Below are 17,734 nucleotides of genomic sequence, written 5' to 3'. Positions count from 1 at the left end.
GAGTCCTATGCAGCCTCCGGCGCCCGCCCCTCGGTCGTCAGCGCGTGGTACTCGCGTCCGATCTGCCACGCGATCACCAGCCACACTGCAACGAGCACGGCGTTGACGAGCGCGAATCCGCGTGAGTCCAGCCCGATCCAGTTGATCCCGACGAAAACGACCGCGGCAGCTCCGACGTCGCCGAGCCGCACGAAAAACGAATCGATGGCCTGTTTCGCGCTGTACTTCTGTTCGGTCGTGCACGGCAGGAACAGCATGTTGCGGACGGTGTTGTTCAGCGAGTAGTCGGTCGAGTTCTCGGCAACCTTCGACGCGAAGACGGTGCTCAGCAGCGGCACAGCGGCGATGACGCCATATGCTCCGAGCGAAACGATCGGCAGCGCGAGCACGGCCAGGCGCACTCCGAACCATTTCACGATGCGCGAGACCACGAACAGCTGCAGCACGAGGCCGGCCACGTTGACCCATGTGAAGAATTCCGAGTAATACGCGCCGATCATGCGCTTGACGCCGGCTTCGTCGCCCGCGCCGAGCAGCGCGACCGCCTGATGCTGAATGGTCTGGCCGAGAATGAATTCGCCGGTCGTCTTCACGGCGTTGTGCAGCAGCATCATGAAGGCGATCAGCAGCAGATAGCGGGTCTTGAACACGAGGCCGAAGGCTCCGGTACCGCCGCCGTGCGGGGCATGGGCAGCATGGGACGGCGAGCCGCCGTGTGTCCGACGCCGCTCGCGCGCGTCGATGTAGTTCGTCAGCGCGAGCTCGAGCACGAGCAGCCCGGCGCCGACCAGCATCAGCTCGAGCACGCCGATGTGATGGATGAACTGGCCCGACACCGCCGATCCCACGACGGCGCCGAGCGACGCGCCGAATCCGACGATCGGAAACAGTCTCTCGCCTTCATCCTTGCTGTAGATGTCGTTGGCGAACGACCAGAACTGCGCGACCACCATGATGTTGAAGATGCTGATCCACAGAAAGAACGGGATGCCGAGGCGCGCACCCGCATGGCCGAGCGCGTAGAACGCGAGCAGGCACAGCACGAAGAACCCGGTGACGGTGTTGATGAGCCGGCGGCGGTCCATCATGCGCACCAACCTGCCGTAAAGCGGCACGACCGCAGCCAGCAGGAACACTTCGGCGACCGACAGGTACGTCTTCGCAGCAGCCGAGCCCTCGCCGAGCACCAGCGCCTCGCGCACCGGCTTGAGCACGTAGTAGGCCATCAGGATCAGAAAGACGTTGAGGCCGAGCAGCAGCGCGGTCGTTCCTTCGCCCGAGCGAACGACGGTGAAGAGGCGAAGGAAGCGATCCAGAACCGACGGAGTGCCGTTTTCAGTTGCCACGGTTGAGGTTGTCACTTGGCCGCACCCTGCCCGTCATCTGGCGTTACAGCAAGACACAGCGCGAACGCATCTACACCGAAACCCTCACACGCGAAGTCCCGGAAAATCGGGGACAGACACCGATTTGGCAGCGATGCGAAATCGGTGTCCCTCCGTGATTTCCGCCTCACAGCCCGCCGCCCCACCGATAGCTCAGCCCGACGCCGACCGAATCGAAGTCCGACCCGGTGCGAGCCGTGGCGCCTGTGCTCGCATAGAGCTGTGCCGACAGGTGTCGCGACAGCGGCTGCGTGATCGTGCCGCCGATCCGCGAGCTCCCCTGCCGGTCGTCGTTCTTCCTGCCGTCTATGGTCGTCGTTCCGCCGCCGTACCAGGTCGCATCGAGCGAGACCCACGTCCCGATCCGGAACGAATAGATCGCGTGGGCCTGGACCGCGTACAACGGATCCTGCTCGCGCTTGTGGTCGCTGAAGAAGTGGTTGTTGTCGGTGTAGAGCTTGACGCTTGCGGCGGCGTCGATCGTCACCTGCCCCCAGCGCTTGGAGACGCCGAGCTCGGGCTTGAACGACCAGCGATTGGTTCCGATATTGACGAGACGCTCCGATTCGTAGCGCCCGAGCGGCGCCGAGATCGACAGGCTCGCGCCGACGATCCAGTTCTGCTCGTAGCTTGCGAAATCCTCGAGCGGTGTCGCCGGTGCACCGAGCAGGTTCGTCGAGAACTTGAAGATCGGATCGACCAGTCCGGAGAAATCGCGCTCGACCGGCATGCCGTTGAACACGGCGGATCCGGAAACCCATGCATACGGAAGGATCGCCCCGGCTTTCGCGGACTGGCCGAAAAGCGCGAACGAGCGTGCATACGCGAGGTACAGGCCATGGATGTCGATCTCGCCGTCTTCGAGCGGAACTGCGGGATCGACGCTGACGCCGCCGGTGCTGTAGCTGTAACCGAGATTGAGAAAATTGATTCCGACCGGAGTGTTCGCATACGCCCGAGGCTCGAGATCCTGCGCATGCGATCGCACCGCAGTAGCGGCGACGAGCAGCGCAGCGATCGCGACGACCCGCCGCAGCAACCATCGGCAACCGCCGCTTCTCATCGAGGCTGGTCGGTGCTCCCGCTGAGCCGCTCGGCTTCTGCAGCGCTGGATCGGCCGGCTCCGTGCGCGCTGATCTGCAGGCTTACCAGGCGCGCAACGATGATCGCGAGATAGAACTGTCCGGTGATTCCTTCGGCGACCGCCGCATAGCGCGATGCCAGGGTCAGCGGAGTGATGTCGCCGAAGCCGATCGTCGACAGGCAGGTCAGGCTGAAATAGACGAAGATCGGAAACAGGTGCTGTTCGTTCACACCGGGTGCGAGCTGCAGGCTGAACGATTCCGGGTGGCGCGTGAAGATCACGATGTACAGAAGCGTCCAGCACAGCCCGAGCAGCAGGTAGATCGAGATCGACATACTGATCGTCTCGCTGGTCACCTCTCGCTGCTTCAGCAGGATGCGGATCTGGCTCCACGTGACGAACGACAGCAACACGAACCACGACAGCGCTCCCGCCAGCACCAGGCCTCGACCTGGAAAGAAGAGCATCAGCACTCGCTCGACGATCGCCGGGATCGCCAGCGCCCAGCCGACAACGATCCACCGGCGCTGCTGGGCTATCAGGGCCTCGCGCTCGCCCACCATGTCCTCGACATGAAGCGTGAGCAGCGCGGCGAGCACGACGAAGACGAGCGCAAGGCTGAAGACCACGGCGCCGGGGCCTGTGTCGCCGAAGAGCGGTCTTACGGCGAACATGAAGATGATCGTGATCAGAAGGACGGTCTGCCGGTGCGCACGGAAAATCGCTCCCATACGCCCGCGAAGGGCCATCACCGGTGCGTTCCGAAGGCAGGCTTTCGTCTCATGAGAGGATGTTCAAACCCTTCTCGAACGCATCGGCAATCCCGGCTGGGCAGGAACAGGCGGTAAGCCCCCCTTTTCGGCTGCCCATGATCGGCTAGACTGCGAGGCAGGGAGGGAGAAGGAGGACTATGCGCGCTTCGAGCTCTTTGTGCCTCATCGCCGCCGGAACGCTCGTGCTTCATCTGACCGCGGCAGCGATAGCCGCCGCGCCGCCGCAGTTCACCTGCGGCGACGTCGTCCAGCCAACCGGCGTCGCTGCGAGCGACGCGCTCGCCACGCTGCAGTCCGCCGTCTTTCTGCGCAGTTGCGAGCCGTGCGCATGCGACGCCGACGGTTCGAGCGTCGTCACCGCCTCCGACGCGCTGCTGGTTCTGAAGAAAGCGGTCGGACAGAACGTGACCGTGCGCTGCCCGTTCTGCTGCGCCGAATGCGCGTGCACGCCGCAGACGCTCACGCTGACTCTTGCCGACCTTTCTCCGTGCGAAGGCTGCATTCCGCGCGTTCCGGTCTCGAACCACGATATCGACGGGATCACGATCTCGTTCTCGACGGACTTCAACGATGCCTACGAGCTCGATGCCGTGGCGGAGTGCGTCTGGGAGACTGTGATTCCCGAAGCCGTGATCGAGAAAGTCTACTTCGGATCCGGAGATCCGACCTGCAGCGGCAGCTCGACGTCCAGCGAGGGCGGTGGCGTGCTGGTGCGCGTCACGCGCGAGAACGGCCACTGGGAGCTCCGCGCAGGAACCTACACGTTCTCGCTCGGCTGGGGCGACGTCGCATCGGCATCGGTCGCATCGGCATCGTGCGAGGCCGGAGGCTCCGCGGCCAACGACAACGAGACGTGTCATCTCGCCGGCGAAACCGATCCGAATGACTACGACACCCACGTCGTCGGCGGAGACGCGACGGTTGCGATTTCGGATCCCGAGCCGGTCTGCACGCAGGCATCGCCCTAGGCGGCTGCGAGCGGGCCGCCCCGGCAGCCTCCACTCCACGTCCTTCGTGGTCACCGGATCCCCGTGACCCGGGGAGCCGGCCACCGTCTGTCCGCAGGGATCGGCAATCCGGCCGGGCAGGAACGGCAGGCGGCCAGGCAGACCTTCTCGTCGCTCGTGCCGAGGACAGGGTCGCCGGGACGGATGGAACCCGGCCCATCCTCGTTTTGACCCTCGTTGCCAACCCGGGCTCCGCCCTCCCCTCCGGCCCATTTCACCCCTGCGAAACGACCGTTTTCGGCCTCCGGGCTGTTGGCGTTCGCGGGATGATCGGATAAGGTCCGCCGGTTCGTGTGCCGGTCAAAGGCGTCCTGGCGGACGACCGGATCGGACCAGACAAAAGGAGAAGTGGATGGAGGTACGTGTTGACGGTTCGCTCGAGCGCGCCATGCGGGTTCTCAAGAAGAAGCTCGCGGCCGAGGGCGTCTTCAAGGAGATGAAGGTTCGCGCTTTTTACGAGAAGCCGAGCGTTCGTCGCAAGCGCAAGCGCCAGGAAGCCGAGCGCAAACGTCGCAAGGCGATGCGTCGCGCCCAGCGGCAGAATCCCTGACAACCACCACTCCCCCGGATCTTGACCGACTGGGGGGCCTGCGCTACGGTCCGCGCACCGCTGAAGTTATCCCCGCTTCGACTGTTTCGCTGCAAAGCCGCAGTCCTGCGGGGTCATTCCGAAAGGATCCGGTCCGGACACCGGCAATATGCCGAAGGACGCTTGGGTGGTGAAGGAAGCTGTGGAGATGGAGTATCCCAAGTGCATGAAGTGCGACGACGGCACGCTCGTCCCGCTCTCCGACTACGGCACCGAAGGCGCATCCGTACTTTACAAGGCGTGGGTCTGCGTGAACCCGGACTGCGGATTCTCGCTGCGCATCGACAAGGGCCAGGTCACGTACGGCAAACGACTCGAGCCCACACGCTAAGAGCTTCCACGTAAATTTTCAGATGGGCGCACCCGACGGGCGCGCCCTCACTTTTTTTCAGCACTGCATTCAGGAAAGGCCATGACGGAACCGAAATCGAAGAACATTGTTTGGCACCAGACGACCGTTACCCGCGACGAGCGCGAAGCCATCAACGGCCACCGCGGCTTTACCGTGTGGCTGACCGGGCTTTCCGGATCGGGCAAGTCCACGATCGCAAACCTCATGGAAAAGGCACTGTGGGAGCGCGGCGTGCGCAGCTTCGTGCTCGATGGCGACAACGTCCGCCACGGCCTCAACAAGGATCTCGGCTTCTCGCCCGCCGATCGCACCGAAAACATTCGCCGCATCGGCGAAGTGGCCGCGCTGTTTACGGATGCAGGCGTCGTCAACATCACGGCGTTCATCTCGCCGTATCGCGCCGATCGCGAGATCGCGCGCAAGGCGATGCCCGAAGGCTGCTTCATCGAGGTCTACACCAAGTGCGAGCTCGACGAGTGCGAGAAGCGCGATCCGAAGGGCCTCTACAAGAAGGCACGCGCCGGCCAGATCCCCGAGTTCACCGGCATCTCGGCGCCGTACGAGGCGCCCGAGAAGGCCGAGCTCGTCGTCGACACTACCGGACAGACGCCGGAGCAGAGCCTCGGTGCGATCCTCACCTTCCTCGAAGGCAAGGGATACATTCCGAAAGCGTGATGACGTCGCGATGAAGACGAGCGGTAGCGCCTCGGCCGGCCTTGCCGGTATCACCACAGCCGGCTTTGCCGGCATTGCGATGCTGGCGGCGATCCTGTCTGCCGCAGGCGCCGACGCTGCCACCATCGTAGGTCACGTCCGCCTCACGGGGCCGATCCCGAAGCCGCCGACGATCACGATGACGGCCGATCCGGTGTGTGACCGCCTGTCGCCCCACGGACGACCCGCCGAAATGATCGTGGCGGGCCCCGACGGCGCGCTCGCCAATGTCTTCGTCTACGTACGCAGCGGCTTGCCGAAGAAGTTCGTGATTCCGCCTTCGACCGCCGGCGAGGCAAAGCTCGACCAGGTCGGCTGCGCGTTCGTTCCGCATGCGATCGCGCTCAGGGTCGGCCAGGAACTGACCATTCACAGCAGCGATCCGACCATGCACAACGTGGCCGGCCGCTCGATCGAAAACGCGCCGTTCAACGATGCGACGCCCGGAGAAGGCGCGGTGCTTCGCCGGACATTCGACCGGCCGGAGCTTCCCGTGAAGCTGAAATGCGACATTCATCCGTGGATGTCGGCCTACGTCGGCGTGTTCGACCATCCGTACTTTGCGGTTACGGGCCGCGACGGCTCGTTCACGATCGACGGCCTTCCCGAGTCGGAATATACCGTCGAGGCGTGGCACGAGACGCTCGGCAGTCACGCCGTCAAAGTCGAGATCGACGACGAGAAGAAGATCGCGACGGTCGATTTTTCCTTCGCTGGAAACTAAGCCCCTGCCGGGCTAGCTTCCGCCTGCTGCGCCGGAATCGTGCAGCGCAAGGCGAGCCTGAACTCGCCCCACCATGAAGGCGAAGTGTTTTCGCCGGTCACACGGAAGGCGAACTCTTTCGCCGGTCACAATGGAAGGCGAAGTCTTTTTCGCCGGCCAGAAACGCGAGTGACGCTCGCCTTTGGGAATTGCTCCGGCTTGGACACGCTCTCCGCGTCAGAATCGTTTGTTGAAGTTGCCCTCGCCGCGACTGCGATCGCGGTCGTGCTGTGGAGCCTCGTTGCCGGCATCCGCTCCACGCGCCAGTCTCCTGCTACGCCTCCAACCGGTGAGCTCGTCTGGACGATCGTTGCCGCCGCAGTGCTCGTCGGCACTGCTGCAGCCGTTCACCTCGGAGCGGGTCATGGCCTCTGATCCGCGACGCTCACTGCATCGCATGGCTTGGGCAGGGCTCGTCGGGGCTTTCCTGCTCGTCCTTGCCGGCGGCCTCGTCACGAGCCGCGACGCCGGCCTTGCCGTGCCCGACTGGCCGCTCGCGTTCGGCAGCCTCAACCCTCCAGGATGGTGGCAGATGGAAAACGTGCGCACCGAGCACAGCCATCGCATCCTCGCGTTTCTGGTCGCGTCGTGGACCGGATTCCTGCTCCTCGTCGTGCTGCGGCGGGAAACGAGCGTGCTCGTCCGGCGATTCGCGATCACGGCCGCTGCGCTCGTGATCGTGCAGGCGCTGCTCGGCGGACTGCGCGTGCTCGAGCTCTCGGTCGATCTGGCGATGATCCACGGCGTGGTCGGGCAGCTGTTCCTTGCCAGCCTTGCGGCGGTGGTGGCGGTGACGTCGCCTTCCTGGGAGCGTGCGTCCGCGGTGCCCGAGACGCGCCGCGAGCGCGTTCAGAGCGCCGTGCTGCTCGGTGCAGTGGCTGCGCAGCTTCTGCTCGGACTTTTCATCCGGCATCTCGGACCATCCGCGCGACCGCTGTCGGGAACTCCGCTTCTTTATGCGCACGTGATCGGCGCCGGAGTCGTGCTTTGCGCGCTGCTCGATCTGCAGCGCGACTGCGGCGCACGGTGTGCGCCCGGCGGCAGGCTGCTGCTGCCGCTCGTGTCGCTTCAGATCGCGCTCGGCATTGCGGCCTACGTGACGACCGACGACATGACGTTCGACCGCCAGGCGACGATCCTCGAAGCCTGGCTGCCGACCCTTCACGTCGGGGCCGGCGCCGCGCTGCTGGCGACGGTGGTCGTAAGGAATCTCCACGCGTGGCGTTCGGTCCTCGTCGATACAGCCTCCGCGCCGCACGGCGCGTTCGGAAGAGTGCTGTGAGAGGCGCCGCCATGCCCACGGCGAGCCGGCCCGCAATGGCGGACCGCTCCGAGGTCTTTCTCGAGCTGATCAAGCCGCGCATCACGATCATGGTGCTGCTGACGGTCGCCGTCGGCTATTTCTCGGCGGTTCCGGTTGCGACGTCCGCGCTCGGCGTGCTGCACGTGCTGATCGGGACCGCGCTGTCGTGCTCCGGCTCCGGAGCGCTCAACCAGTATCTCGAACGCGACGTCGACCTGCACATGGACCGTACGCGCTTTCGCCCGCTTCCCGCCGGCAGGATCTCGACGACGATGGCCGCATTCGTCGGCGTGCTGCTGTCGCTCGGCGGCGTGTTTTATCTTTCGGCGACCGTCGGCCCGCTGGCTGCGGCCCTCAACGCGCTGACGATTCTGTCGTATCTGTTCCTGTACACGCCGATGAAGCGCGTGCATCCGTTGTCGACGCTTGCCGGCGCCGTTCCGGGCGCGCTGCCGCCGGTCATCGGCTGGGCCGCCGCCAGCGGCGAGATCGGTGCCGGTGCGATCGTGCTGTTCGCGATCCTGTTCCTGTGGCAGGTGCCGCACTTTCTCGCGATCGGCTGGATGTACCGCGACGACTACGCCAAGGCCGGCTTTCCGATGCTCGTCGTGATCGACCGCAGCGGCGATACGACCGCGCGGCTGATGTTCGTCTACGCCGTCGTTCTGGTTCCGGTCTCGCTGCTGCTCGTCGCGACGACGGCCGCCGGGCATCTTTATTTCTGGAGCGCGCTCGCTGCCGGCGGGCTCTATGTCCATGCCGCGAGGCGTGCCGGCATCGAGCGCACGCGCGAGTCGGCGCGCCGCCTGCTACTCTCGTCGGTCGTCTACCTGCCGGTGCTGTTTCTCGCCCTGTTCGTCGAGCACGCGTGGCGCTGGTTTCACGGATGAGCCCGCAGGCGCCGGCGGTTCGTGTCCGCGACCTTCGTCATCGCTACGGCGAAACCGTCGCGCTCGACGGCGTTTCGTTCGAAGTGCCCGACGGCGAAATCTTCGGCGTCCTCGGCCCGAACGGCGGCGGCAAGACGACGATGTTCCGCATCCTGTCGACGCTCCTGCCGGTCGATCGCGGCCACGTCGAGATCTTCGGCGCGGACGTTGCGGTCGATCTCGGCGCTGTGCGCCGCTCGATCGGCGTCGTGTTCCAGTCGCCGAGTCTCGACATCAAGCTGACCGTTCGCGAGAACATGCGCTGCCACGGCAGCCTGTACGGAATTACCGGACGCGATCTTGCCGCGCGCATCGACGAAGGCCTCGCTACGCTCGGGCTCACCGACCGCGCCGACGTGTACGTGGAGACGCTGTCCGGCGGTCTCAAGCGCCGCGTCGAGCTGGCCAAGGGGCTGCTTTCGAAACCGCGCATGCTGATCCTCGACGAGCCGTCGACCGGTCTGGATCCCGGTGCGCGACGCGACCTGTGGGACTACATTCTCGCGCTTCGGAGCGAACAGGGCACGACGGTGCTCGTGACGACTCACTTGATGGATGAAGCGGAGCGCTGCGACCGGCTTGCGATCCTCGATCGCGGGCGCGTCGTCGCCATCGACACGCCGGACGCGATGCGCTCGAGGATCGGCGGCGACGTGCTTACGATCCGCAGCGCCGACTCGACCCGTCTGCAGGCGGAGATCGAGAAGCGCTGGGGCATCGCCGGCAGTTGCGTCGACGGGTCCGTCCGCCTCGAGCATGCCGACGCGCGCGGCCTGGTTCGCGAGATCTACGAAGCGTTTCCCGACGACATCGAATCGATCCAGCTCGCGCGGCCCACGCTCGAGGATGTCTTCATTCACGAGACCGGACACCAGCTCTGGAACGACTGAGACCGGGCTCCGCCGGATACTCCGCAAAGAAGAAGACGATGGCATCGAGCTCCTACCTGGCAAGCCGCGCGCTCGCGCACCGCGAAGTCGTCCGCTTCCTGCGGCAGCGCAACCGCGTGACCGGTGCACTGGCTCAGCCGGTGCTGTTCTGGGCGATCTTCGGCGCCGGGCTGAGCCCGTCGTTCCGGACCGGCGCGATCGGCTACAGCGAGTACTTCTTTCCGGGCGTGATCGTGATGATCCTTCTGTTCACCGCGATCTTCGCGACGATTTCGATCATCGACGATCGCAACACCGGTTTCCTGCAGGGCGTGCTGGTCGCTCCGGTGCCGCGCTCGGCGATCATTCTCGGCAAGGTCGTCGGCACGACGGTGCTCGCGGTCGGACAGGCGCTGCTCGTCAGCCTGGCTGCGCCGCTGTTCGGCATGTCGATTTCGTTCGCCGGAATCCTGCTTTCGATCCCGGTGCTCGTGCTGCTCTCGATCGCGCTCGCAGGCCTCGGAGTCTGGATCGCATGGCGCATGGACTCTACGCAGGGTTTTCACGCGATCATGACGTCGTTCCTGTTCCCGATGTGGCTGCTGTCGGGCGCATTCTTTCCTCCGGGCGGCACGCCGAAGTGGCTCGCGATCGTGATCGCGATCAATCCGCTCACGTACGGCGTCGCGCTTCTGCGGCACGCGCTCTATCTGGGAAGCCCGATGGCGACCGCCGGCCTTCCGTCGCTGACGGTCTGCATCGTGGTCACCACGCTGTTCGCGGTTGCCACGATTGCCGGTGCATCGTCGGCGGCCAAGGCCCGCACCGGCGGCGCACATCCCTGAGCGGCGCCGGCGAGCGTGACGCGAGCATGTCGAGGACGAATGTGAAGCGAGCACGCCCACGGCGTGCGCAGCGGCTGCTGCTGACGGTTGCGACGGTGCTTGCCGCCGGCAGCGCCGGCTGTCACCTGTTCTCGTCGCCTCCCCCGATCGTCTCGGAAGCTCCGTCGTTCGTGCTGGTTGCCGACGACGGCAAGCCGATCGATTCGGCGTCGCTGCGCGGGCGCGCGTGGCTGGCAAGCTTCCTCTACACGAGTTGCCCGGGACCGTGCCCGAGGCTCGTCGAAAAGCTGCAGGGCGTGCGCCGGGCGATTCCGCCCGAACGCCTGAAACTCGTCTCGTTCAGCGTCGATCCGGAAACCGACACGCCCGAGGTGCTGCGCAAGTACAAAACCGCCCATGGAATCGATGCGAAAGACGACTGGACGTTCGTAACCGGTCCATCCGCCGAAGTTCTCGAAATCATCCAGAAGGGCTTCCTGACCGGAGTGCAGCGCGAAGACGAACCAGGAGCCGAAGGCGGAGTTTCTCACGGCACGCGCGTCGCGCTCGTCGATCGCGATGGCCACGTGCGCGGCTTCTACTCGACCGAACAGGACGGCGACCTCGCGCGCCTCGAACACGATGTCGGCACGCTCGACTGACCGAAATATCGGCCGCGCGTTTACTCGCCGATGATCCGTACCGACCGCGTACCGGCTTTTCCGATTGTGCCGATGGTGCCGATGGTGCCGAAGACCACGACCAGGAGCGCGAGCAGGACGAAGATGAGCGGGCTCGCCGGCAGCGCGGCGGCCGCGACCTGGCTTGCGCAGGCAACCCAGAAGAACGCAGCCTCGCCCGGACGCCCGCGATCGGCTACGAGCATCATCGCCGGCAGCGCGATGCCGGCGTCGTAGTACAAGGCATGCGGCGCAATCAGCAGCGATGCCGTCATGCCGATGGCGAGAACGGCGGGAAGGTCGCGCTTCCCTTTTGCGAGCGCGACCCACGCGACCCACAGCGACAGCAGGCCGGAAAGAACCATCCAGCCGCGTTCCCATCCGTAAAGGTCCGTCAACTGCCCGAGCGAGATCGATGCGTGAAGGTTGAAGCGGCGATCGGGGCCCGCATAGTCGCCGAGCATCTGCATCCACTTCTGCGGCCAGTCCCATCCCGCGAGGAAACCGCTCGCGACGAACAGCACGACTGCGGACGCAGCCGCGCCGGTTGCGACTCGAAAACGGCCGGCAAGCAGCACCACGCCGGCCACCGGAACCAGAAGCTGCGGCTTGTACGCGAGCACTCCGAGCAAAAGCCCGGCGGCGACGTCGCGTCCGTCGTGCAGCAGCCGCCACATTCCGCAGAGAATCAACAGCGTCAGCGCGGTGTTCTGGCCGCCGAGCACGGCGCGAAACATCGGATAGAATGCCAGCACCAGCGCGCCGGCAAGCCACGGATCGCGGCGGATCGTCGCAGACAGCGGACGCAGCAGCACGAGCGATGCTGCAATCGACGCGAACGCAATCAGCGTGAACAGCGCATAGGCCGCGCGATACGGCAGCATGGCGAGCGGCGCATAGAATGCCGCGACGAACGGCGGATACAGGAACGGCAGAAGGCCGTCGCGCGGCATTCCCTGCTCGTAGGATTCCTGGACGTCGAAGTCGTAGAGCTCGGCGAGGCGGCCGTCGAGCGCGATCTTTCCCGCCATGTGAAACGCCGGATAGTCACCGCCCCATGCCGCCGGCGCCTTTTCGTCTCCGAATCCGGAGGCAACGGCCAATGCCCAGCCTGCGACGAGACCGGCGATCACGACTCGCGGCGCCATGCGGCCGAGCCATCCCCAGTCGACGGCAGGCGTTCCTGTCGGAGGTTTTGCGGGAGGTCCTGCTGGAGCCTTTGCCGGAACGGGATCGCCCATCGCTCCGGTCTGTTAGCTGACGGCCGACGCACATCACAATCGGCTCGCGCACTGGACGCACTGGCAACGGGCGAGTACGGTTCGTCCTGGTTTCCGCAATGACCGCTGCCATTCGACCGGTGATCGTCGTGCCGTGCTACGACGAGGAGACGAGACTCGACGCGGCGGAGCTCCGGCGGCTCGCCGAATCCGCCGACGTCTGGCTCGTCGACGACGGCTCGCGCGACCGCACGCACGAACGCATCGAACAGATCGCGGCCGGAAGCGGCGATCGCATCGTTGCATTCGCCAACCAGCGAAACCTCGGCAAAGCCGAAACCGTCCGCCGGCATCTCGTCGAAGGCTGCGAGCGCGGTGCGCCGATCGTCGGCTTCCTCGACGCCGACCTTGCGACGCCCGTCGACGAAATGACAGCGATGATCGCACTGCTCGAGAGCTCCGGAGCCGAAGCCGTCACCGGCGCGCGCGTCGGCCTTTCGGGCCGCGACATCCAGCGTTCGGCGGTTCGCCACTACTTCGGCCGCGTGTTCTCGACGTTCGCTTCGATCGCGATCCGTGCCCGCTACTACGACACGCAGTGCGGAGCGAAGGTGTTCCGCAACACCGCGTCGCTCAGGGCGGCGCTGGCCGATCCGTTCCTGTCGCGCTGGGCATTCGACGTCGAGCTGATCGGACGACTGCTGGCCGGTACGCCGGACGCAGCGCCGGTCGCCAGCGACAGCCTCGTCGAGTTCCCGCTTTCGACCTGGCACGACATTGCGGGCTCCAAGCTCACGGCCGGAGCCGCCTGGAAGAGCGCGGCCGAGCTGCTTGCGATCGGCCGCGATCTCCAGCGCAGGCGGCGGCGCTCCGCCTGAATCCTCTGCCGTGAATATCGCTGCGGATCTGCGCTCGGCGCTGGACCGGGTTACGCGCCCTCCTCTGCTGACGGCAGTCGCGGCTCTGATGCTTGCACTTCTGCTGGCGGTCGTCGGACACCATCTCTCGGGGCTGCGACCTCCGTCCGGCGGACGGATCGACGCCGGAACCGGGGATTTCCTCGCGTTCTGGACCGGCGCGGTTGCGGTCCACGAAGGCAGCGGCGCGTCGCTCTACGACTACGACGTGCAGCGCGAGATTCAGCAGCGCACGCTCGGCGGCCCGTCGGCCGCGTTCCAGGGCTACCTCAATCCGCCAATCCTCGCGATTGCGCTCTCTCCGCTGGTGCCGCTCGGCTATGTCGCTGCGTTTGGTGTCTTCGACGTCGCCTGCGTGCTGTCGCTTGCGGCGGGTCTGGCGATGCTCTGCGCGATCGCAACCGGCATCGGCCGCGTGCGCGGAGGCCTTGTCGCGCTCGTGCTCGTCGTCGCGAGCTTTCAGCCGATGGTCGAGACGACGTTCGGCGGGCAGAACACCGCAATCACGTTCGCGCTGCTCGCGGGCCTCGCGTTTGCGCACTGCAGGAAGTCGACGCTCGGTGCTGCGCTTGCGCTCGGGCTGCTGACGTACAAACCGCAGTACGCCGCCGGTGCCGGCATCGCGTTCGTGATTGCCGGCGAGTGGCGCGTCATCGCGGGTGCGGCGGCGATTGCCGCGCTTCACTGGGTCGCCGCGTCGCTGTGGTGCGGGCCGGCGTGGCCGGCGGCGATGCTCGCTTTCGAACGGGCCTATCGGCCTCTCGAGCAGGCAGCCAACGCGCATACGCATTTTTCGTGGACGGCCGTCAGCAGCGTGCTGCTTCCGGAGCCGTTCGCAGCGGTGGCGGCTCTGGCCGGCTTCGCAGCGGTGCTCGCAGTCTGGTGGCGCTACCGGCTGCTCGCTTCGCTCGAGCCGCGGGTGTGGTTCGCGCTCGTGGTGCTCGGCACGATGCTGATCAGCCCGCACCAGCAGTATTACGACGCGGCGCTGCTCGCGCTGCCGGCGGCGCTGCTCGTCGACGCCGGGCTTCGCATGCAGCGTCCAGCCGGCCTGGGCACGCGCGTCGCGCTCGCCGCCGCGTACGTCGGGTATCCGGCCTGGGAGCTCGACGCGTTCATCCAGCCGCTGTTCTTCGTGCTGCTTGCGCTCTTCGTGTGGGCAGTTCGAATGGCGAAGTCCGCCGGGCATGTGCCGGCGTGAAGCGCTGTCCGATCCCGATGGCAGCTGCACGGCATCTGGACGTCCCGGTCGCGGCCGCGTATCCTCCGGAAACGCAATGAACCGGATCGTTTCGGAGCCCGCGACGCGCATGGCGGCCGGTCGGGTCCGGTCCTCGCAGCCTGACTGGGCGGCCCTGTCGCCCGCTCTCGTCATCGCTACCGCGCTACTGATCCATCTCGCCGTCGGTTACCGCCCGCTGCCGTCGCTCGACGATTTCGCGTACCTGCCGGTCTTCCGCCACGCTGCCGATCCTTCGCTGTATCCGCGCGACGTTCTTCTCCAGCAGATGAGCCTGCATTCGCTCGGCTGGTACTGGCTGTTCCGCATCGCCGACGCGACGGTCGGGGTCGCACGCGGGTTCTGGGCAGCGACGCTGCTTCTCGGCGTTGCGACGGTTGCCGGTGCGTGGCGCCTGTCGCGGTCGCTCGGAATGTCTCCGGCGCTGTTTCCGTTTCTCGGCCTGCTGGCGTTCGCAAGCCAGCTGAACGGCGTCGGGCGCGGCGCGTACGACGGCGCATTCGGCGGCGCAATGCACGGCCAGTGGATGGCGCTCGCCTGCCTGCTGTTCGCGTACGATGCGTTCGTGCGGCGGCGTGCTGTCGCGAGCGGCATCGCGCTCGGGCTGGCCGTGCTCAGCCACGTGTCGGTCGCGATTCATGGAGCGATGGTGCTTTCGATTGCGACGATGCTGTTGCCCGGGCCGAAGATCCGCCCGCTCGCGACCATCGCGCTCGTATCGGCGCTGCTCGGCGCGCCGGCGCTAGCGCCGCTCGCCGCGCATCTCGCACACTCTCAGCAGGCGGGCTGGACGACGACGCAGATCATCGACGGCGGATACCTGTTCCGGCTTCCGCACGAGTACACGCTCGACATCGGCCGCACCGGCAATCTCGGAGCGCTGCTGCTCAGCCTTGCCGCCATCGCCGGCGCGCTGTTCCTCCGGAGATCTCCGGCCAAGCGGCCGGCGGCGCGCATGATGGCGCTCGCGGTCGGACAGGCGGCGCTGCTCGTTCTCGGCGCGGTGTTTTACACCGGCTTTCCGCACGCGTCGCTGGCGCCGTACCTGCTTGCGTTCACGCGCACATCTCCGCTGCTGGTCGTGATCCTGTGGGCCGTTGCGCTTGCCGGGCTCGACCGGTTCCTGGTCGAGCGTGCGAGCCCCGTTCCGTTCCATCTGCTGGCCGGCGTTGCGCTCGCGCTCGCGGTGGTCTTCGAGCTGCGTCTGTTCGTGTCGTGGAACACCGCGTCCGCGTCGCTGCTCGCTCTCGGCGCGGTGCTGTGCGGGCTCCGGGTGCTTGAGCTCGACGTGCGCCTTCCGCGCGCCGTACTAGGCGGTCTGCTCGCCGCTCTGGCCGGCATTGCGCTCGATGCCTCGGCGCGGCGCGATGTCCTGGAGACGGTGCCTTCGCCGGACGCGGCGGAGCTTTACCAGTGGTCGCGTACGTCGACGCCGGCCGACGCGATGTTCATCGTCCCTCCCGGCTTCGAGACGTTCCGGTGGTTCGCACGGCGCGGCGCATACGTGGACTTCAAGCTGTTCCCGCCGGCGACGCTCGAATCGGTATCGACGTGGCGCGAACGTCTCGATGACGTGGCCGAGCCCGACCGGCGCGCTCTCGCGCTCGACGGCTGGCGCGCGGCCCGCGAGTTCGATCGCTGCTACGCCAATCGCAACACGCCGCAGCGCATTGCGGCATTGCTGGCGCGCACGGGCGCCGACTTTTTCGTGTGGGATTCGGACGGGCTGCGCATTCCTCCGCTCGTCGATGCGGCTCGCGAGCCGAGCGCGAAGCTCGATCCCGTGTTCGTGAACACGCGGTTCACCGTCTACCGGCTGCGCAGCGGGCTGAGCGATGGCTGAGCGCACGGCGATCGACGGCGCCGTGAACCTCGTGATCACGGCCGCCATCGCCGCGACGATCGCGGCGCTGCTTCCCGACGACTCGCGGCCGCCGAGCTCGCCGGTCGTGTTCGTCGAAGCGGCGAACGTGACTCCCGCATCGCCTTCGGATCTGGCCGCGCGTACACAGCCTGTCACGCCGGCAGCATCGCCTGCGCCGCAGGGCGCATCGAAGGATCCCGCGGAGGCGCGCATCACGTTTGCCGGCGACATCATGGAGCATGCGCCGCAGCCGGGCGGATCCTTCGACGAATCGTACGCGCGCATCGCTCCGATTCTTCACGGGAGCGATCTGGCCGTCGGCAACCTCGAGTTCCCGGTGCTCGAGGGACGCGCCGTCGGACCTGAAAACGACACCGTGCGCTTCAACGGGTCACCGGCGCATCTCGATGCGCTCAAAGCCGCGGGGTTCGGCCTGCTCTCGACCGCCAACAACCATGCGTTCGATCAGGGCGTGGACGGCATGCGGTCGACGATCGACGAGCTCGAACGGCGGCAGCTCCGCTATGTGGGCACCGCGCGGACCAAAGGCGACCTCGCCCGGCAGCTCGTCGTCGTCGACGTTCACGGAATCCGCGTCGCGTTCTTCGCGTACACGGGCCTGCTCAATACCTATCTGAAAGACGACCTCCAGTTCGAAGATCCTCCGGCCGACCTTCCGCTCGCGTTCGCAAATTTTTCGGAGTGGGACGGCGAGTACCGCGAGATCGCCGACGCGATGTTCCGCGCCGATGCGCAGCGTGCGCGCAGCGCCGGCGCGGACTTCGTCGTCGCGCTGACGCACTGGGGAGAGGAGTGGACGTTCGCACCGACCGGCGACCAGCGGGACGCCGCGCACGATCTGCTCGGCGCCGGCTTCGATCTCGTCGTCGGCGGTCACGGCCACGTGCTGAATGCGCCCGAGGTCCACGACGGCAAGCTGATCGTCTATTCGCTCGGCAATCTTTTCTGCGATTTTGCCGAATGGCAGGCGCGCACCGGTGCGCTGCTCGACGTCGTCGTGCGCCGCGATGCGGACGGCCGCACGAGGCTCGCCGACTTCCGAATGCATCCGCTGCTGGTGCGGCGCGAAGGCCACGTGATCGAGCCGCTCGACGAATCGGCCGAAACGGCGACGGGCGAGACGGCATCGGCGTGGCGACTCGCGCGGCGCTTGCTCGGTCCGGCGGTCCCCGGCGAGCACGCCGAAGCCGCGCGCTGAGC

Annotated in this window: 19 protein-coding genes; 15 read left to right on the top strand and 4 right to left on the bottom strand. The window is 66.5% G+C overall.

Annotation, left to right across the window (positions count from 1 at the left end; all coding sequences use genetic code 11):
• Positions 1–5: 5 nt before the first annotated feature.
• The 3 genes from VN634_06030 to VN634_06020 form a co-directional block, all read right to left on the bottom strand.
• Positions 6–1,346, bottom strand: a complete 1,341-nt coding sequence (locus VN634_06030) for an Npt1/Npt2 family nucleotide transporter (protein ID HXC50422.1) — start codon at positions 1,344–1,346, stop codon at positions 6–8.
• 166 nt (positions 1,347–1,512) lie between these two features.
• Positions 1,513–2,448 carry a transporter gene (locus tag VN634_06025; protein HXC50421.1) on the bottom strand — a complete coding sequence of 312 codons (936 nt, stop codon included), beginning with the start codon at positions 2,446–2,448 and terminating at the stop codon, positions 1,513–1,515.
• Positions 2,445–3,143: a potassium channel family protein gene (locus VN634_06020; GenBank protein ID HXC50420.1), complete on the bottom strand. Its 699-nt coding sequence runs from the start codon at positions 3,141–3,143 to the stop codon at positions 2,445–2,447. The genes VN634_06025 and VN634_06020 overlap by 4 nt, the downstream gene beginning before the upstream one ends.
• Before the next feature lie 236 nt (positions 3,144–3,379).
• Here VN634_06020 and VN634_06015 point away from each other — a divergent pair, with 236 nt between their 5' ends.
• From VN634_06015 to VN634_05965, 11 genes are all read left to right on the top strand, one after another.
• Positions 3,380–4,210, top strand: coding sequence for a hypothetical protein (locus tag VN634_06015; GenBank protein HXC50419.1), 831 nt, complete (start codon positions 3,380–3,382; stop codon positions 4,208–4,210).
• Between the two features lie 391 nt (positions 4,211–4,601).
• Entirely contained in the window at positions 4,602–4,799 is a 198-nt protein-coding gene (rpsU, locus tag VN634_06010; GenBank protein ID HXC50418.1) for a 30S ribosomal protein S21, read from the top strand.
• Positions 4,800–4,986: 187 nt separating this feature from the next.
• On the top strand, positions 4,987–5,169 hold the full coding sequence (locus VN634_06005) for a hypothetical protein (GenBank protein HXC50417.1): 183 nt from the start codon (positions 4,987–4,989) through the stop codon (positions 5,167–5,169).
• An 81-nt stretch (positions 5,170–5,250) separates the two neighbouring features.
• Positions 5,251–5,865 (top strand): adenylyl-sulfate kinase, encoded by a 615-nt coding sequence (cysC, locus tag VN634_06000; GenBank protein ID HXC50416.1) that lies wholly within the window; start codon positions 5,251–5,253, stop codon positions 5,863–5,865.
• A gap of 10 nt (positions 5,866–5,875) precedes the next feature.
• A complete protein-coding gene (locus VN634_05995) occupies positions 5,876–6,628 on the top strand; it encodes a hypothetical protein (protein HXC50415.1) in 753 nt (250 codons plus the stop codon).
• Between the two features lie 198 nt (positions 6,629–6,826).
• Positions 6,827–7,042, top strand: a complete 216-nt coding sequence (locus VN634_05990; GenBank protein HXC50414.1) for a hypothetical protein — start codon at positions 6,827–6,829, stop codon at positions 7,040–7,042.
• Positions 7,032–7,949 carry a COX15/CtaA family protein gene (locus VN634_05985; protein HXC50413.1) on the top strand — a complete coding sequence of 306 codons (918 nt, stop codon included), beginning with the start codon at positions 7,032–7,034 and terminating at the stop codon, positions 7,947–7,949. The genes VN634_05990 and VN634_05985 overlap by 11 nt, the downstream gene beginning before the upstream one ends.
• Before the next feature lie 11 nt (positions 7,950–7,960).
• Positions 7,961–8,860, top strand: coding sequence for a heme o synthase (gene cyoE, locus VN634_05980; protein ID HXC50412.1), 900 nt, complete (start codon positions 7,961–7,963; stop codon positions 8,858–8,860).
• Positions 8,857–9,789, top strand: a complete 933-nt coding sequence (locus VN634_05975; GenBank protein ID HXC50411.1) for an ATP-binding cassette domain-containing protein — start codon at positions 8,857–8,859, stop codon at positions 9,787–9,789. The genes cyoE and VN634_05975 overlap by 4 nt, the downstream gene beginning before the upstream one ends.
• A gap of 38 nt (positions 9,790–9,827) precedes the next feature.
• Positions 9,828–10,613, top strand: coding sequence for an ABC transporter permease (locus tag VN634_05970; protein ID HXC50410.1), 786 nt, complete (start codon positions 9,828–9,830; stop codon positions 10,611–10,613).
• Positions 10,614–10,654: 41 nt separating this feature from the next.
• Positions 10,655–11,254 (top strand): SCO family protein, encoded by a 600-nt coding sequence (locus tag VN634_05965; protein ID HXC50409.1) that lies wholly within the window; start codon positions 10,655–10,657, stop codon positions 11,252–11,254.
• Between the two features lie 20 nt (positions 11,255–11,274).
• On the opposite strand, the gene VN634_05960 is transcribed toward VN634_05965, so the two are convergent.
• Entirely contained in the window at positions 11,275–12,513 is a 1,239-nt protein-coding gene (locus VN634_05960) for a glycosyltransferase family 87 protein (protein HXC50408.1), read from the bottom strand.
• Between the two features lie 98 nt (positions 12,514–12,611).
• On the opposite strand from VN634_05960, the gene VN634_05955 reads away from it, so the two are divergent.
• The 4 genes from VN634_05955 (at position 12,612) to VN634_05940 (ending at position 17,732) form a co-directional block, all read left to right on the top strand.
• Positions 12,612–13,370 (top strand): glycosyltransferase, encoded by a 759-nt coding sequence (locus VN634_05955; protein HXC50407.1) that lies wholly within the window; start codon positions 12,612–12,614, stop codon positions 13,368–13,370.
• Between the two features lie 10 nt (positions 13,371–13,380).
• Complete coding sequence (locus VN634_05950; GenBank protein ID HXC50406.1) at positions 13,381–14,610, top strand: glycosyltransferase family 87 protein; 1,230 nt, start codon at positions 13,381–13,383, stop codon at positions 14,608–14,610.
• Between the two features lie 76 nt (positions 14,611–14,686).
• Positions 14,687–16,492 carry a DUF6798 domain-containing protein gene (locus VN634_05945; protein ID HXC50405.1) on the top strand — a complete coding sequence of 602 codons (1,806 nt, stop codon included), beginning with the start codon at positions 14,687–14,689 and terminating at the stop codon, positions 16,490–16,492.
• Positions 16,485–17,732, top strand: a complete 1,248-nt coding sequence (locus tag VN634_05940) for a CapA family protein (protein HXC50404.1) — start codon at positions 16,485–16,487, stop codon at positions 17,730–17,732. Before VN634_05945 ends, VN634_05940 begins: the two co-directional genes overlap by 8 nt.
• Positions 17,733–17,734: the final 2 nt, after the last annotated feature.

Source organism: Candidatus Limnocylindrales bacterium, assembly GCA_035571835.1.
Classification (GTDB): Bacteria; Desulfobacterota; Binatia; order UBA1149; family CAITLU01; genus DATNBU01.
The sequence above is the reverse complement of the archived record's forward strand: the minus strand, read 5'-3'. Positions and strand labels throughout refer to the sequence as shown.

Bases quoted from the DNA above. Each gene is read 5' to 3' on its own strand.
- VN634_06025 (HXC50421.1), bottom strand. From the start codon at position 2,448: ATGAGAAGCGGCGGTTGCCGATGGTTGCTGCGGCGGGTCGTCGCGATC.
- VN634_06020 (HXC50420.1), bottom strand. From the start codon at position 3,143: ATGTTCGCCGTAAGACCGCTCTTCGGCGACACAGGCCCCGGCGCCGTG.
- VN634_06015 (HXC50419.1), top strand. From the start codon at position 3,380: ATGCGCGCTTCGAGCTCTTTGTGCCTCATCGCCGCCGGAACGCTCGTG.
- rpsU (HXC50418.1), top strand. From the start codon at position 4,602: ATGGAGGTACGTGTTGACGGTTCGCTCGAGCGCGCCATGCGGGTTCTC.
- VN634_06005 (HXC50417.1), top strand. From the start codon at position 4,987: ATGGAGTATCCCAAGTGCATGAAGTGCGACGACGGCACGCTCGTCCCG.
- cysC (HXC50416.1), top strand. From the start codon at position 5,251: ATGACGGAACCGAAATCGAAGAACATTGTTTGGCACCAGACGACCGTT.
- VN634_05995 (HXC50415.1), top strand. From the start codon at position 5,876: ATGAAGACGAGCGGTAGCGCCTCGGCCGGCCTTGCCGGTATCACCACA.
- VN634_05985 (HXC50413.1), top strand. From the start codon at position 7,032: ATGGCCTCTGATCCGCGACGCTCACTGCATCGCATGGCTTGGGCAGGG.
- cyoE (HXC50412.1), top strand. From the start codon at position 7,961: ATGCCCACGGCGAGCCGGCCCGCAATGGCGGACCGCTCCGAGGTCTTT.
- VN634_05975 (HXC50411.1), top strand. From the start codon at position 8,857: ATGAGCCCGCAGGCGCCGGCGGTTCGTGTCCGCGACCTTCGTCATCGC.
- VN634_05970 (HXC50410.1), top strand. From the start codon at position 9,828: ATGGCATCGAGCTCCTACCTGGCAAGCCGCGCGCTCGCGCACCGCGAA.
- VN634_05960 (HXC50408.1), bottom strand. From the start codon at position 12,513: ATGGGCGATCCCGTTCCGGCAAAGGCTCCAGCAGGACCTCCCGCAAAA.
- VN634_05955 (HXC50407.1), top strand. From the start codon at position 12,612: ATGACCGCTGCCATTCGACCGGTGATCGTCGTGCCGTGCTACGACGAG.
- VN634_05945 (HXC50405.1), top strand. From the start codon at position 14,687: ATGAACCGGATCGTTTCGGAGCCCGCGACGCGCATGGCGGCCGGTCGG.
- VN634_05940 (HXC50404.1), top strand. From the start codon at position 16,485: ATGGCTGAGCGCACGGCGATCGACGGCGCCGTGAACCTCGTGATCACG.